10 protein-coding genes are annotated in these 14,246 nt (G+C 42.9%); 9 read left to right on the top strand and 1 reads right to left on the bottom strand.

All coding sequences use genetic code 11. The annotated features are described in order from the left end of the window. Positions 1-64: 64 nt before the first annotated feature. The 9 genes from DXB83_RS03635 to DXB83_RS03675 all read left to right on the top strand — a co-directional run bounded on the left by DXB83_RS03635 (position 65) and on the right by DXB83_RS03675 (position 12,504). Entirely contained in the window at positions 65-1,903 is a 1,839-nt protein-coding gene (locus DXB83_RS03635) for a six-hairpin glycosidase (RefSeq protein WP_118697254.1), read from the top strand. A gap of 289 nt (positions 1,904-2,192) precedes the next feature. Next, positions 2,193-3,122, top strand: coding sequence for a calcium/sodium antiporter (locus tag DXB83_RS03640; RefSeq protein WP_118697255.1), 930 nt, complete (start codon positions 2,193-2,195; stop codon positions 3,120-3,122). A gap of 122 nt (positions 3,123-3,244) precedes the next feature. Beyond that, positions 3,245-3,610, top strand: a complete 366-nt coding sequence (locus DXB83_RS03645; RefSeq protein ID WP_022461242.1) for a BlaI/MecI/CopY family transcriptional regulator — start codon at positions 3,245-3,247, stop codon at positions 3,608-3,610. 29 nt (positions 3,611-3,639) lie between these two features. Continuing rightward, complete coding sequence (locus tag DXB83_RS03650; RefSeq protein ID WP_118697256.1) at positions 3,640-4,854, top strand: M56 family metallopeptidase; 1,215 nt, start codon at positions 3,640-3,642, stop codon at positions 4,852-4,854. Positions 4,855-4,964: 110 nt separating this feature from the next. After that, on the top strand, positions 4,965-5,321 hold the full coding sequence (locus DXB83_RS03655) for a hypothetical protein (protein ID WP_055220368.1): 357 nt from the start codon (positions 4,965-4,967) through the stop codon (positions 5,319-5,321). Positions 5,322-5,411: 90 nt separating this feature from the next. Beyond that, positions 5,412-6,680 carry an extracellular solute-binding protein gene (locus DXB83_RS03660; protein WP_118697257.1) on the top strand — a complete coding sequence of 423 codons (1,269 nt, stop codon included), beginning with the start codon at positions 5,412-5,414 and terminating at the stop codon, positions 6,678-6,680. A gap of 385 nt (positions 6,681-7,065) precedes the next feature. Next, on the top strand, positions 7,066-8,859 hold the full coding sequence (locus DXB83_RS03665; RefSeq protein WP_118697258.1) for a family 43 glycosylhydrolase: 1,794 nt from the start codon (positions 7,066-7,068) through the stop codon (positions 8,857-8,859). A gap of 91 nt (positions 8,860-8,950) precedes the next feature. Beyond that, positions 8,951-11,104: a glycoside hydrolase family 3 N-terminal domain-containing protein gene (locus DXB83_RS03670; protein WP_118697259.1), complete on the top strand. Its 2,154-nt coding sequence runs from the start codon at positions 8,951-8,953 to the stop codon at positions 11,102-11,104. 14 nt (positions 11,105-11,118) lie between these two features. Continuing rightward, complete coding sequence (locus tag DXB83_RS03675) at positions 11,119-12,504, top strand: glycosyl hydrolase family 28 protein (protein WP_118697260.1); 1,386 nt, start codon at positions 11,119-11,121, stop codon at positions 12,502-12,504. Between the two features lie 179 nt (positions 12,505-12,683). On the opposite strand, the gene DXB83_RS03680 is transcribed toward DXB83_RS03675, so the two are convergent. Beyond that, on the bottom strand, positions 12,684-14,141 hold the full coding sequence (locus tag DXB83_RS03680) for an alpha-L-fucosidase (RefSeq protein ID WP_118697261.1): 1,458 nt from the start codon (positions 14,139-14,141) through the stop codon (positions 12,684-12,686). Positions 14,142-14,246: the final 105 nt, after the last annotated feature.

Here is a 14,246-nt window from a genome sequence, read left to right on the forward strand (position 1 = left end):
GTTATAAAGACCTTGGAGAGGGTCTCTAAAAACTACTACTATATAATACGAGGGGAAATAAAAAATGAGAGTTGGGAACGTGAAAGAAATTGTATTTTCCAAAGATCCAAAACAGATGAACTGGCTGCGGGAGGATTTCCCATACGCCGAGGTGAAATGCCCGCCGGAGTTTTCGGCTGAGGTGCAGAATGAGAAAGACGGAGATGTGCTGACAACGAAGATTGTGGTTTCTTACAACGGTGCGCATCCGTATTTTACAAATGCCGGAAGTATTGGGGTTTCATTTCCGTTGCAGGATCGCTACACGGACAGTGTGACCTGCCGGGATTACCGGTGCCATGCACATATTTTCTGCGGGGAAAATACCAGTTATATCATGGCACTCCGCATGGGCGGTGCGGCTCCGCATCTGGGAATGGTACTCACAAAAGGCAGTCTTTCTGCTTACAGTATTGAGCGCGATCTGAAACTGCAGAGCAATGACAGAGGCTGCTTCTGGCTGCACCCGTCCGCACAGGAATTTGCGCCGGGAGACACGATGACGCTGGAGTGGAAAGTATTTCCGCATCAGGGACGCGAAGATTTCCGGGAGAAATTAAGAGCATTTTCCCAGGTGATTCTGGTGGATGCGGAGCAGTATGTGATTTATCCGGGAGAGACGAGTAAGGTAACCATTGAACCGGTATTTCCGGCGGAAAAAGTGACGGTAAACGGAACATCGCTGGAAAAGACGGAAAATGGTGTTTATGAATATCTGTTTGAAAATGAAAAAACAGGGGAGTATGTACTTTCGATCTGTGCCGACGAGGTGAAAACCACCTGCCGTCTTCTCGTGCAGGAGCGGCCGGAAACACTGGCGGCAAAACGGTGTGCGTTTATCGTCGATCACCAGCAGTATCATGGAAAGATCAAAGAACTGCAGGGTGCCTATCTGCCGTATGATAACGAAGAAAAAATTCTCGTCTGCACGCCGGAAAACGATTTCAATGCCGGACGGGAGCGTACCGGTATGGGTGTGCTGATTGCACGGGCACTGCAGCAGAATCTTTTAAAAGACCGGGAAAAAGCGGAGCAAAGCCTTCGTGAGTACCATGCATTCTATCTTCGCGAGCTGGTAAATGCAGCAACAGGTCTTGTTTGCAACTGTTCCGGAAAGGACAACAGCTATTTCCGGCTTTACAACTACCCATGGGCAGTGACATTCTTTCTTGAATGCTGGAAGCTGTGGGGAGAAAAAGAAGATCTGAAGACAGCAGTTCATATCACAGAGAAATTTTATGAACAGGATGGATTCCGTTTTTATCCGATTGAAATGCCGATTGTGATGCTCTGTCAAGAGCTGGAAAAGGCAGGAGAACAGGAGGATCTGAAAACAGTAAAAGATCTGTTTCGATGTCATGCTGATCAACTGATTGAGATTGGAACGGCTTATCCGGCTTCGGAAGTAAATTACGAGCAATCGATCATACAGCCGGCGGCCGAAGTCATTCTTCAGGTTTACGAGGTGACCGGGGAAGAAAAATACCTGCGCGGAGCCGAGCAGCAGATCGCCGTCCTCGAACTCTTCGACGGCCAGCAGCCGGACTACCATCTGCATGAAATTGCAATCCGCCATTGGGACGGCTACTGGTTCGGAAAACGCAGAGTCTTCGGAGACACCTTCCCGCACTACTGGAGTGCAGAAAACGGTCGAACCTTCAAACGCTACGCTCGCCTGACCGGAAACGAAGAATATAATATTCGCGGTGAGCATTCCCTGCGTGGCGTGCTGTCCATGTTCTTTGAGGATGGAACAGCGACCTGTGCGTACGTGTATCCGTATTCCGTCAACGGCCAGAAAACCGATTTTGCCGATCCGTATGCCAATGACCAGGACTGGGGTCTGTGCATGAATCTGGAATGAAACCAGAACCGGACAAAAGATTTTTGAAAATCAAAAGGGACTGTAAAACATTTCCGGAAGCTGAGGAACAAAAAAATGTTGACGAAAAAAAAGAAATTTGATAGACTGAAAAAATAAAAGGGAGTAGCTAGCCAACCGTGTTCACTTCTTCGTCAGTACAGCTATTGATATTCAATAACTCGGAAAGTGATTAAATAGCGAGACTTTTACTGTAGATGCAGTAGGAGTCTCTTTTTTTGTGCCTATAACACCTACTGCAAAGATGCAAAAGAAAGAGAGGAAGATACGTATGATGTTACAGGCAGGAATTTTGATAGTGGGTTTCCTTTTTCTGGTAAAAGGAGCAGACTGGTTTGTGGAAGGGTCTGCAAGCATAGCAAGAAAGTTTGGAATTCCCCAGCTGATTATCGGACTTACCATTGTTGCAATGGGAACGAGTATGCCGGAGGCTGCTGTGAGTATTACTGCAGCGATGCAGCAGAACGCAGGAATTACGATAGGAAATGTGGTTGGAAGTAATATCTTGAATATTTTTATTATTCTCGGACTTACGGCATTGATAACAAATGTGGCAATACAAAGGTCTACCTTGTTTTATGAAATACCGTTTATGATGTTTGTTACGGTAGTTTTAATGATATGCGGAATCACAGGAGGAAAAGTAACGTTTGCCGAGGGCATAGTCTTATGGGTACTGTTTCTTGTATATCTTGGCTATTTGTTTGTAATGTCGAAAAAAGGGGAAAATCCGGAAGAGGAGGAAGCGAAAAATTATCCTGTCTGGAAATGCCTTCTTTTGATGGTGGCAGGCGGCATCCTGGTTGTAAAAGGAAGTGATTTTGCCGTCAGCGGGGCAACCGAGATTGCCCGATACTTTGGAATGAGTGAGCGGTTTATCGGACTGACGATTGTTGCTCTTGGAACATCTCTTCCGGAGCTGGTAACATCTGTGACAGCAGCAAAAAGAGGGAATGCAGGAATTGCAATCGGAAATATTGTCGGAAGCAATATTTTTAACATTTTATTTGTAATTGGAACAGCCGCACTGATCTGTCCGGTGCCATTTGAAACTAAATTTATCGTAGACACAGGAATCGCAATTCTGGCAGGTCTGGTTTTATGGATTGGGACGTACAAGAACAGGGAATTACGGAAAACGTGTGGTGTCGTTATGCTTTTATGCTATGCAGGATATTTTGCGTATTTATGTGTGGTATAAAATGAACCATTTTTGATGAAACCAGTATTTAGGCACCGACCATTTGGTCGGTGCTTTTGAAGTGCATTCTTCTGGAACATATGCTATAATCTGATCAAAGTAGAGAAAAGCGGAGAGTAGAAATGAAAAAATTACCAGAATCAGAACAGGAAATTATGATGATTATATGGGAATATGAGGAACCTGTCAGTCGATTTCAAGTTGAAGAAAAATTGAATGTAGAGAAAAATGTTGCACCGAGTACCATTTTAACATTGCTTACTCGTTTGGAAAAAAAAGGATTTATTCAAAAAGTGAGGAACGGGAAATCAAATCTTTATGTACCATTAGTAGAAAAAGAAAATTATATAGGCACGGTTGGAAAAAACATGTTAGATAAAATGTTTCAAGGGTCATTAGCAAAATTCGCATCGGCACTGTATGATGGAGAAAAACTTAGCTCAAAAGAGGTTAAGCAATTGCAGGAATTTATTGACAGACAAAAATAGAAAAAGTGGTGTAGAGGATATAGTTACAGATGGCATTTATCATAAAGTGGAATCTTTCAATAGGCATAGTCGCATTTATGGCATATGTTGTACAAAAAATAATGGGGAAAAGGCTCGGTCATTACTGGAGAAAGATAGTCTGGATACTTCTGACACTTAAAATGTGCTTTCCGTTTTGGAGTGTGACAGAGAAATTTCGGCAACATCCTTTTATGATTTCTATGCCGGCATATTATATCGGGGAACAAAATCAAAAGACCGCGATCATGACGAAAATGGGAAACGTTTCAATTCGAGGGTGGATGTCAGGCGAAAAATTTTTGCTGTATATATGGATTGCAGGGATGATTTTATGTCTTTTGTTTCACGCAATACAATATAGAATATGGAAAAAAAGAATATTTGCAGAATGTAAAAAGATGCAAAAAAATTCCGTATTAGAAGCTCTAAAAAAAGCAAGCGAAGTTTGTAAAATAAAAAAAACAGAAATCTGGGTCTGTGAAAATCAAGATTTTTATTCTCCTATGTTGTTTGGTGTACGAAATACAAAGATATTGATTCCACAAGGAATGCTGGAAACGGAAAATTACTCCTATGAAGAATGGTATTTGATTTTTTTACATGAATTGACACATCAGAAAAAACACGATTTATGGTATAAAATGTTTCTTCAAATTATAAGGGATGTTTATTGGTTTTGTATCCCGATGCTATGGGTGCAAAAAATGGCAAATATAGACATGGAATGTGTCTGTGATGCAACTGTTACAAAATATATGAATCTGACACAACGGAAAGATTATTGCAATGTTATTTTGAAAGTGGCTTCAAAACAAACGAGAAAAGAATTGTCTGGAGTTGTTTCGATGGTATCAGAAACAAAGATACTGAAAGAACGATTTTACAATGTGTTTTTAGCAAGAAAAAAACTTCGAATATATATCACTGTTTTTCTTTTTGGAATAATTATTTTGAGTTTTTCGGAAATGCAAATAGCGCGACAAATATGGTCATCATCGCATATAGAAAATTGTCCCAAATGCAAAGCTGCGGTACAAGGAGAAGTGGTTTGGAATGCATGGGAAAATGAAAAAAATGTAGTATGTACACATCAATATGCATGGGGAGATGACTTACAGAAAGCCAGATATGGAGTAGAAAAAATCAGGTGTAATGAATGTGGAAATTTTTTTGAGATAAAGATCAGGCAAGAAAAAATAGTCTGCCATGGGTATAATGATTAATTAGACAAATGTAGAAAAAGATTGACAAAAAGTAGGAAGTATGGTATTTTTTTGTTATACAAATGTAGAACGTACGTTGACAGGTATAATAAATTTTTAAGGAAAAAAGTATGAAAGCGGTAAAGAAAAAAATTTCCATTTTTCTAATGACCTTAATGTTGGCCAGTACATTTTCTGCCAATGTAACAAAAGCGGATGTTATCGAAAGTAAGAATACTTTTGCGTATGAAGAAATTATGCCGTATGCTGCAGTTTGCCCGAGATGTGGAGGAAGAATAACATCGTCAACCGTATGGGGAAGCTGGATAAGCAGTGGTACAGTTACATGTACTCATGGTCACGCATGGGGAACTGATTTGAAGCAGTATAGAACAGGAATAAAAACTACAAAATGTTTAAATTGTAACGCAGGAAATACTGCTAATGTGAAAGAAACAAGAACAATTTGTCACGGATATGATAATTAATGGTTAAAACACAAGGCTGTTGTATGATATGTAAAAAAACAGAAGTCATGCAATAGCCTTGTGCTATATAGAAACATAGGGGGTAGCATAATGATGGGAAAAAGGTTGAAAGAAATTTTTGGTTTGATTCTGATTAACATCACATTAGTCAGTGGGAGCTTAAATGCAGAAACGGTATATGCAGATACACAAGCCAAGATTGAAATTGAGAAAACGGAAATGCCATTAAAAATTTGTGTTGATGAAGAAAATAAAAAAACGGTACTTCAAATAGTGGCAGCCTGGAAGAAAATATATAAAAATAATGGAGTGGAATTAATGGTAATCCCATCAGGGCAACAGGCTTCGGAAGAAAAAGTACAGGAGATCCAGAATGAAATTACGACGGGAGAAGGGCCGGATGTATTTTTCGCAGAAGGGCCGAATCCGACCTGGAGTGAGCAAAGAGCAGTTGTTTTTGAGGATCCCCAAAAAGAAATGTATCAGGGAACCTTTCTTTCGTTGAAACCATACATGAAATATTTTGATATAGATATTTTAGAAGAGAGGATTTTGTCTGCAGGTATGGCTAATGAGGAACAAATACTGCTTCCTATGACATACGATTATTTTCTATATGCATTTACAACACAGGATTTACCGGAAAATACAGAAATATCAAGAAATTGGCTGGAATTAGCCAGACAAAAAGAAAAAGCAATTCAACAGATTGTAGGGCAAAGAAGTGGGGTTCAATTTTTTGATACATTTAGTGAGGTAGTTGATTATAAGAAAAAAACACTTCTATATTCGGAAGAGCAAATAAAAAAAGTTTTGGATGAAACAGCAGCATTAAAAACAAGATCATTAGCTTTAAACTGGAAAATAAAAGATACAGGAGTAGTAAGTCTAAATGATTTGGAAGAACTTGGAGGTGAAAAAACAGTTCATACGGTATTTGCAATGCCGAATCAGGAAGGCGGATTCACTGCAAATGTTACACTTTATGCAGGAATTAATAAGAACACAAAGCAACCTTTAAAAGCAGTCTCCTTTTTACAAATGCTATACAGTGAAGAAGTTTTATCAGGAAAAGGAATAGAGTTAGAAGATAGAAGAGAGGCAAGCAATATAAGATTTCCGCAAGGGGTTTCTATTTACAAAAAGGAACTGGAAAAACGAATGCGGAGTCTTTCGAGACAAGATCAAAAACAAATCAAAACGATACAGGAAGAAGTAAAAACCGTTCGATTTTATTCGATATGGGACAGGGAACTTAATTCCTTACTATCTAAGTATGAGGCGCAGGAAGATGAAAAGCAAAAAGAGCATGTCTTTACAGAAACAATACAGAAATGGAAGGAAAAGATACAAAAATGACATAAAAAATCAGTTCTGTGGAGTGAGAGTTGCAAGAAACAGATTTTCCGGAATACTGTGGAACAGTCTGTAAATGAAATCGTTGTTCTATGATATTCAAGGGTGAGAGCTCAAAAAATAGGCTTTTCACCCTTGCTTTAGAGATCAGTTAATGATCTGCGCTGTTTAAATGCTAAGCAACATATATAAAGATGCATATCAAAGAGTATTATTTTTGACAGGAATTTGTCCAATACATGAGACAAAAAACAGTCCAAAAAGTGCAACAAAAAAGTCAAATCAGAACATTTCCTTTCTTTGCGGGATATGCTAAACTTTTTCTATCATAAGAAAAAAGGATGTACGAACAGGGGTTTTTACGTACGGTCCGGAAAGAGGAATTTTGATGAAAAAACAGTATTTCTGCAATCCGTTAAATATGGATTACCGTTACCAGTTCATTCAGGATATGAGAAGCGGCGAGGACAAGATTTCCCGCGAGGCCGCCGATCCGTCGATGATTTTATTTCAGGGAAAGTATTATATTTTTGCGTCCATGACGTTAAGTGTCTGGGTTTCGGAGGATATGGTGCACTGGGAGAGCCACCGGCTGCCGGAGAGCCTGCCGCTGTATGACTATGCGCCGGATGTGCGTGTGATCGGCGATTACGTGTACTTCAGCGCATCCCGTCGTGGCACGATCTGCGATTTTTACCGTACGAAAGATATCTTAAACGGTCCGTTTGAGCGTATTCCGGGAACCTTCGATTTCTGGGATCCGAACCTGTTTCTTGATGATGACGGAAAGCTCTATTTTTACTGGGGATGCAATAACGTGACTCCGATCTGGGGTGTGGAGCTTGACCCGGAGACGATGGTTCCAAAGACAGAGAGAAAAGAACTGATCTACGGTCAGCCGGAAAAAATCGGATACGAGCGCGTCGGAGAAAATCATTCCAAAATGCCACTGAGTGAAGAAGAAGCTGTTGAAAAATTCAAAGAATTTCTGAAAGCACAGGGAAAAGATGCGGATCATCTGACGGAGGAGCAGATCGGGTTTGCCAAAATTATGTTCAGTCAGAGACCGTTCATCGAGGGCGCATGGATGACGAAGCATGACGGAACCTATTACCTCCAGTATGCCGGCCCGGGAACGGAATACAACGTTTACGGTGACGGTGTTTACGAGAGTGATTCCCCGCTTGGCCCGTTCCGTCTGGCAAAGAACAATCCATATTCCTATAAACCGGGCGGATTCCTGCGCGGTGCAGGCCACGGTTCGACGATGGAAGACCGCTATGGAAACTGGTGGCATACCGCGACAATGCAGATTAGCAAAAACCACGATATGGAGCGTCGCGTCGGCATCTGGCGGGCAGGCTTCGACAAAGATGGTGTTCTGTTCTGCAATCAGCAGTTCGGCGACTGGCCGATGGCAGTGGAGCAGGCAAAAGAAGATCCATGGGCAAAACCGGAGTGGTATCTCTTAAGCTATCAGAAAGCAATGAGTGCATCGTCCTCTGAAGAAGGCAGAGAACCGTCGTTTGCGGCAGATGAAAATATCCAGACCTGGTGGCGCGCCGCCGGAAATCAGCCGGGCGAGTGGATTTCGATGGATCTTGGTGAGGTAAAAGATGTCCGCGCCGTACAGATCAATTTTGCGGATGATAAAATCGATGTACCCCTGCCGGGCGAGCGTCAGGGAGAACGATATATCGACCCGAGCCAGCATAAAACAAGATGGCTGCTTGAGGCATCCGCCGATGGAACAAACTATTTTGTCCTGGCAGACAAATCAGATGCAGAAGCTAATCTGCCACACGATTTCGTTGTAAAAGAAGAGGGTGTACAGATCCGCTATCTGAAACTTACTGTTTTTGAAGTACCGTATAATCAGAATCCATGCATCTCCGGCTTTCGTGTCTTCGGACTCGGCAACGGCGAAAAACCATTCGCACCGCAGTATCAGGCAGAACGAACCGGAACCATGGATATGCGCATCACCATTGAGCCGCAGACAGACGCCGTCGGATACAACGTCCTCTGGGGTTTTGCTCCGGACAAGCTGTATCACAGCTGCATGACCTTTATGCCGGAGCAGAATATTGGCGCGCTGGTCGAAGGCGAAACGGTATATGTGAGAGTCGATGCGTTTAATGAAAATGGAATTACGGAAGGAACCGTAAGGCCGCTTGCATGATACAATTATATTGAAAAAGCAGAAAAACAGCTCAGGTGCTCTTTGGAGAAATGAACATTAGAAATAAACGGATTGAACATAAGGAGTATTTATGGAAATACATGAATTACAGCAATTGCTGTCAGAAATGTCTTTGCAGGAAAAAATAGGACAGATGGTACAGCTTACCGGTGTATATTTTGACAAAGAGGCAGTGCTTACCGGTGTTGTTGGCGAACAGTTACCACCGGAATGGATCATTCAATATGCCGGTTCAGTGCTAGGAGTGATCGGTAAAGATAAAATTTATGATATCCAGAGCAGATATATGGAACAGCATCCCCATCATATCCCGCTTCTCTTTATGGCAGATGTTATCCATGGATGTCGGACGATTTTTCCGATTCCGTTGGGGCAGGCGTGTTCATTTCATCCGGAACTGGTGTCTGAGGCGGCTTCTATAGCTGCCTTGGAGGCATCTTCAGAAGGGCTCAGAGCAACATTTTCTCCTATGATTGATGTTTCAAGAGATCCCAGATGGGGAAGGATGATGGAATCCTTTGGAGAAGATCCATATGTAAATGGGATCATGGGAAAAGCAATGGTAGATGGCTATCAGCAGAAAGATGATACTGGAATAGCGGCATGCCTGAAGCATTTTGCGGGTTATGGAGCAGTGAATGCAGGCCGGGAATATAATGATGTTGAAATATCCCAGCGAACATTTCTGGAACAGTATGTAAAACCTTTCCGCATGGCGTTGAAGGCAAAACCTGCTATGGTTATGACCGCTTTTAATGCCATAGACCGAAAACCGATCAGTGGGAATAAGGAACTTCTCAGAGACCTTCTGCGGGATAAAGAAGGATTTGATGGTACAGTGATCTCAGACTGGGGTTCCATCGGACAGCTGGAAGAACAGGGTGTGGCAGCCGATATGGATGAAGCGGCGGTTCAGGCCATAGAAGCCGGAGTGGATATAGATATGATGAGTCCTGCTTATATGTTCCGACTGGAGGAACTGGTGAAGAACGGACAGATTCCGGAATCATTTATCGACGAAAGTGCATTCCGGGTCCTGATGATGAAAAATCAGCTTGGGCTTTTTGAAAATCCGTTTGCCGGTCTTGGCAAGAGTGGAAAACTTACTCTGCATAACCGGGAAAAAGCATATCAGCTGGCTGGCGAAAGCTGTGTCCTTTTGAAAAATGAAAAGCTGCTGCCATTAAGCATGAAGAAGAAAGTTATCTGGGCAGGTCCTTATACAGCGTCAAGAGAATTCTTAAGCCGCTGGTCAATTTTTGGAGAACATGAGGCAGTTGAAACAATAGAAGATATTTTACAAAAAAAGCAGATAGAAGCAGAATGTATTACAGGATGCAATATTCTTTCTGATGAAGAGTGTAAAGTATGGCAGGTGGAACAGGAAGTGTCTGACAAGCCAAGGGATGAGCAGTGGCTGGAAACGATAACCCATGAAGATACGGTTGTATGTGTACTTGGGGAACATGAGTCCCAGTCAGGAGAGGCTGCCAGCAGGGCATTCCTGACTTTGCCGGAAGAACAGCAGGTGTTATTTGAAAAAATAGCAGAACGTACAAGTAATATTGTGACTGTGGTAATTACAGGAAGACCATTGGACCTGCGGAGGATATCAGAAAGATCCAAGGCTGTCATTATGGCATGGAGACCCGGCACTATGGGAGCTGAAGTAATCATAGATCTTGTGTATGGCAGAATAAACCCTTCCGGCAAATTAGCTGTGAGTATCCCATGGTGTGTGGGACAGGTGCCCATAAGCTACTGGGATGTAAAAACCGGGCATATATTTACAGAAGATAATTCAGAAAATCGTTTCACCAGCAGATATATGGATATCCCAAATACGCCGTTATATCCATTTGGCTATGGATTGTCCTATACAGAGTTTGATATTTCGGACATTGATGTGCAGACAGGACAGGATAAAAAAGTACATATACATTGTAATGTGTGCAATACAGGGAATGTTGCGGGAACAGAAGTAGTCCAGTGTTATTATGAAACATTATATGCATCTGTAGTACGTCCAAAGAAAGAACTTGTCCGTTTCCGGAAGGTTTTCCTGGAGCCGGGGGAAAAGAAGGATGTAGATTTCTTGATTGACCAGGAAGAATTTTCATATTATGGCAAAAACATGGAAACCGTCAGCAGCGGAATGAAACTGCGTATCAGTATTGGAAACAGTAGTGACCACCTTGTTTCTGAGAACATTATACGAGCATAGGAGGGAAAAGAGACATGAAGGATTTTAAAAATGATTTGATTTATTATCCTAATCCGGACCCGGTCAAGGAACCGAGATTTATTTTAAATTCTGTAGATGAATTGGAAAAATCAGCAAAATACAGTGTTACCTGCAATGGAACAGAGCGAGTGGTATACCATACAGATTCGTTTGACTATGTTGTAGTAGTAGATAACGAAGCGTATGATCTGGAGATTTCAATCCATGCATCATATGAAAAACTTGAAATCCGTCCGTCCAGCTTTGGCATAGTTCCTTCTGTAAAAGGAGAAACAGTCCATATCCATCTTGATGAGCCGAGAAAGTTTACTGTAGAAACAGATGGTGGTCTTCATGATGCATTGTTTGTACTTTGCTCGCACAGGATTGAGAAACCGGCAGATACCACCATCTGCTTTGAAAAGGGCAAGGTATATAATGTAGGAGTTCTTACCTTAAAGTCCAATGATACGGTTTATATTGAGGAAGGTGCTGTTGTATCAGGGTGTGTATATGCAGACCATTGTGACAATATTTCCATTGTAGGAAACGGAATTATCAACGGAGCCTGCTGGCATCTGCCGGACAGTAATGCACACCGTTTCTTTATCTATACCAAGTGGTGTAATAATGTACTCTTAAAAGGCTTTACGGCTGTAGACGGACCTTCCTGGCATGTAGTTCCTGCGGCGTGTGACCATGTTGTGATTGATAATATGAATATTATGTCGAGGATTGTAACGGGAGACGGTATTGATATTACGAGCAGCCAGGATGTAGAGGTGAAAAATTGCTTTATCCGTTCCACAGACGACAGTATCTGCATCAAATCCCAAAGATTGTTTGAAGATCCGTCAACGGTACGTGATGTAACAAAAGTGCGTGTTCACAATAACGTAATCTGGAATGCAGAACCCGGTAATGCCATAGAGCTTGGTTATGCCCTCCAGAGCGAAATCCACGACCTGGTATTTGAAGACTGTGACATCATACACTGCCAGTATGAAGGAAACATGGGTGGTGCGGCGATTTCCATCCATCAGGCAGATGGCGGTCATGTTCATGATATACATTATAAAAATATCAGAGTAGAGCAGGCAGAACAGAAACTGTTCGATATTAAGGTTTTGCTTTGCAAATATACGGAACAGCTTGCCAAAGGAGAGATTAATGATATCTATTTTGACAATATCCAGGTGCTGAACGGAGATATCCCGGTTTCCGTGATCCGGGGGTACCAGACACCGACAGAAGAAGTACGTGTTCATGATGTCCATTTTGATAACATTACTTTTATGGGGAACAAGTGTGAAACCTGGCAGGATATGCGGCTAGTCACAGAACTGGCAAATGATATTTACGTCAACGGTGTCAGAACATGCAGACAGATGAAATTCTGAGAATATTACCATATAGGGAAGATTCAACTTCTTAAATGAATATAGTTTTTTCAATTATATTGAAAAAGCAGAAAAACAGTTCAGGTGCAGAAATGCACTTGAACTGTTTTGACGTTAGGCGTATCAATGACTAGTCCAGCCGACCTAAATGGATCAAGGAAAATTTTACACTTGTTGATTTACCGCTCTTTCTTCATCTCAAACACCAACGCAATCGGTGCTGAGCCTCTTCGGTATCCTGCCGGAACGGTGATGCAAAGTCCGCCTTCCACTTCTCTGAAAGCAACCGTTTCCCCATTCTCCACCATGCAGATCTCAGAAATCTTCTCTTCTGTATACGGCACGAAAATCTCAGCCTCTACCGATTCCTGCACCGTCGGATACAGCCGGAATACATACACGGAGTCACCCTTCTGTGTGAACGAAAGGGTTCCGCTCTGGTACGGTGCGCAGATGCGGGTTCCGTAGATGGCGTCGCCGTATGTTTTCATCCACTGTCCAAAGCCGTTCAGGCTGTCCCAGGCGTCGACCGGGATGCGGCCGTCTGGCTGCGGGCTGACGTTCAGTGCCATGTTTCCGCCTTTGGCAACGATGTTGACAAGCAGGCCGACAAGTTCACGTGGAGATTTGTAGTGATCGCCGTATTCGTACGTAAAGTCTACGCCGAGTGTCAGGCAGCTCTCCCACGGAACACCGAGCGGCTCTTCCGGAATGCAGAGCTCCGGGGTAACGTAGTTCTCATAAGCGCCGCCGATCGTACGGTCAACGGAGAGAACCCATGGCTGAATCTTACGCGCTTCGTCAACGATGTCGCCAAGATCAATATCCTGTCCGTTATGCTCGCACACCCAGCCGGCATCGAACCAGAGAATATCCAGCTTGCCGTAATTCTCGCAGAGCTCCAGCACCTGATTCTTTGTATATTCTTTAAAACGGTTCCACACTTCCGGGTACTCCTTCGGATCGTAGGATGGTCCGCGGGATGTCATGCCGTCTTTTCTAAGCTTCTCATTCCAGTAGTCCGGGCAGTGCCAGTCTGCTTTGGAAAAGTAAGCACCGATGCCGATGCCTTTCTCACGGAATGCATCAAACATGGATTTCACGATATCCGCATTTTTGTGCTCATGGAACGGGCAGTCCTCTGCGGTTGTCTTATAATCGGTATATTTCGTATCCCAGAGGCAGAATCCGTCGTGATGCTTTGTGGTCAGAATCAGATATCGGAACCCGCAGTCCTCTGCCATCTGTGCCCACTCCTCCGGCTGGAAGCGGACTGGGTTGAACGAACGGTTCAGATTAAAATACTGTTTTTTGAACGTTTCTCCGTCTGCCCAGTTTACCTGGTGGCGGGACCAGTCAGAATCCTTGTCACTTAATGCCCAGGAAGCAACCATACCCGGTTGGCAGTACAGACCGAAATGCATCATCAGTGCCAGTTTCTGGTCCTGGAACCACTCAAGCTGCTGCAGAATGGCCGGATCGGTCGGACGCACATACGTTTCAGCGGCGCTGTAGTTGTGAACACCCTGGGAAACAATTTCCTGTTCCGGATCAGCGGGTGCTTCATTGCTCCGGATATCAATGGTCGGTTCCGGTGTTCTGTTTTGATCTTCGTGTTCTAAGTTCTCTGTGCTCATAAGAGAGTCTCCTTCTCGTCAAGATGAAATTCACACCAATACTCGAAAATACAGCCAGAACCCGTAAAGAACCGGTTTTGGCACTACAATTAAGAAAGAATCCTG

Origin of the sequence: Blautia sp. OM06-15AC (genome assembly GCF_003481425.1) — a bacterium.
Taxonomy (GTDB): domain Bacteria; phylum Bacillota; class Clostridia; order Lachnospirales; family Lachnospiraceae; genus Fusicatenibacter; species Fusicatenibacter saccharivorans.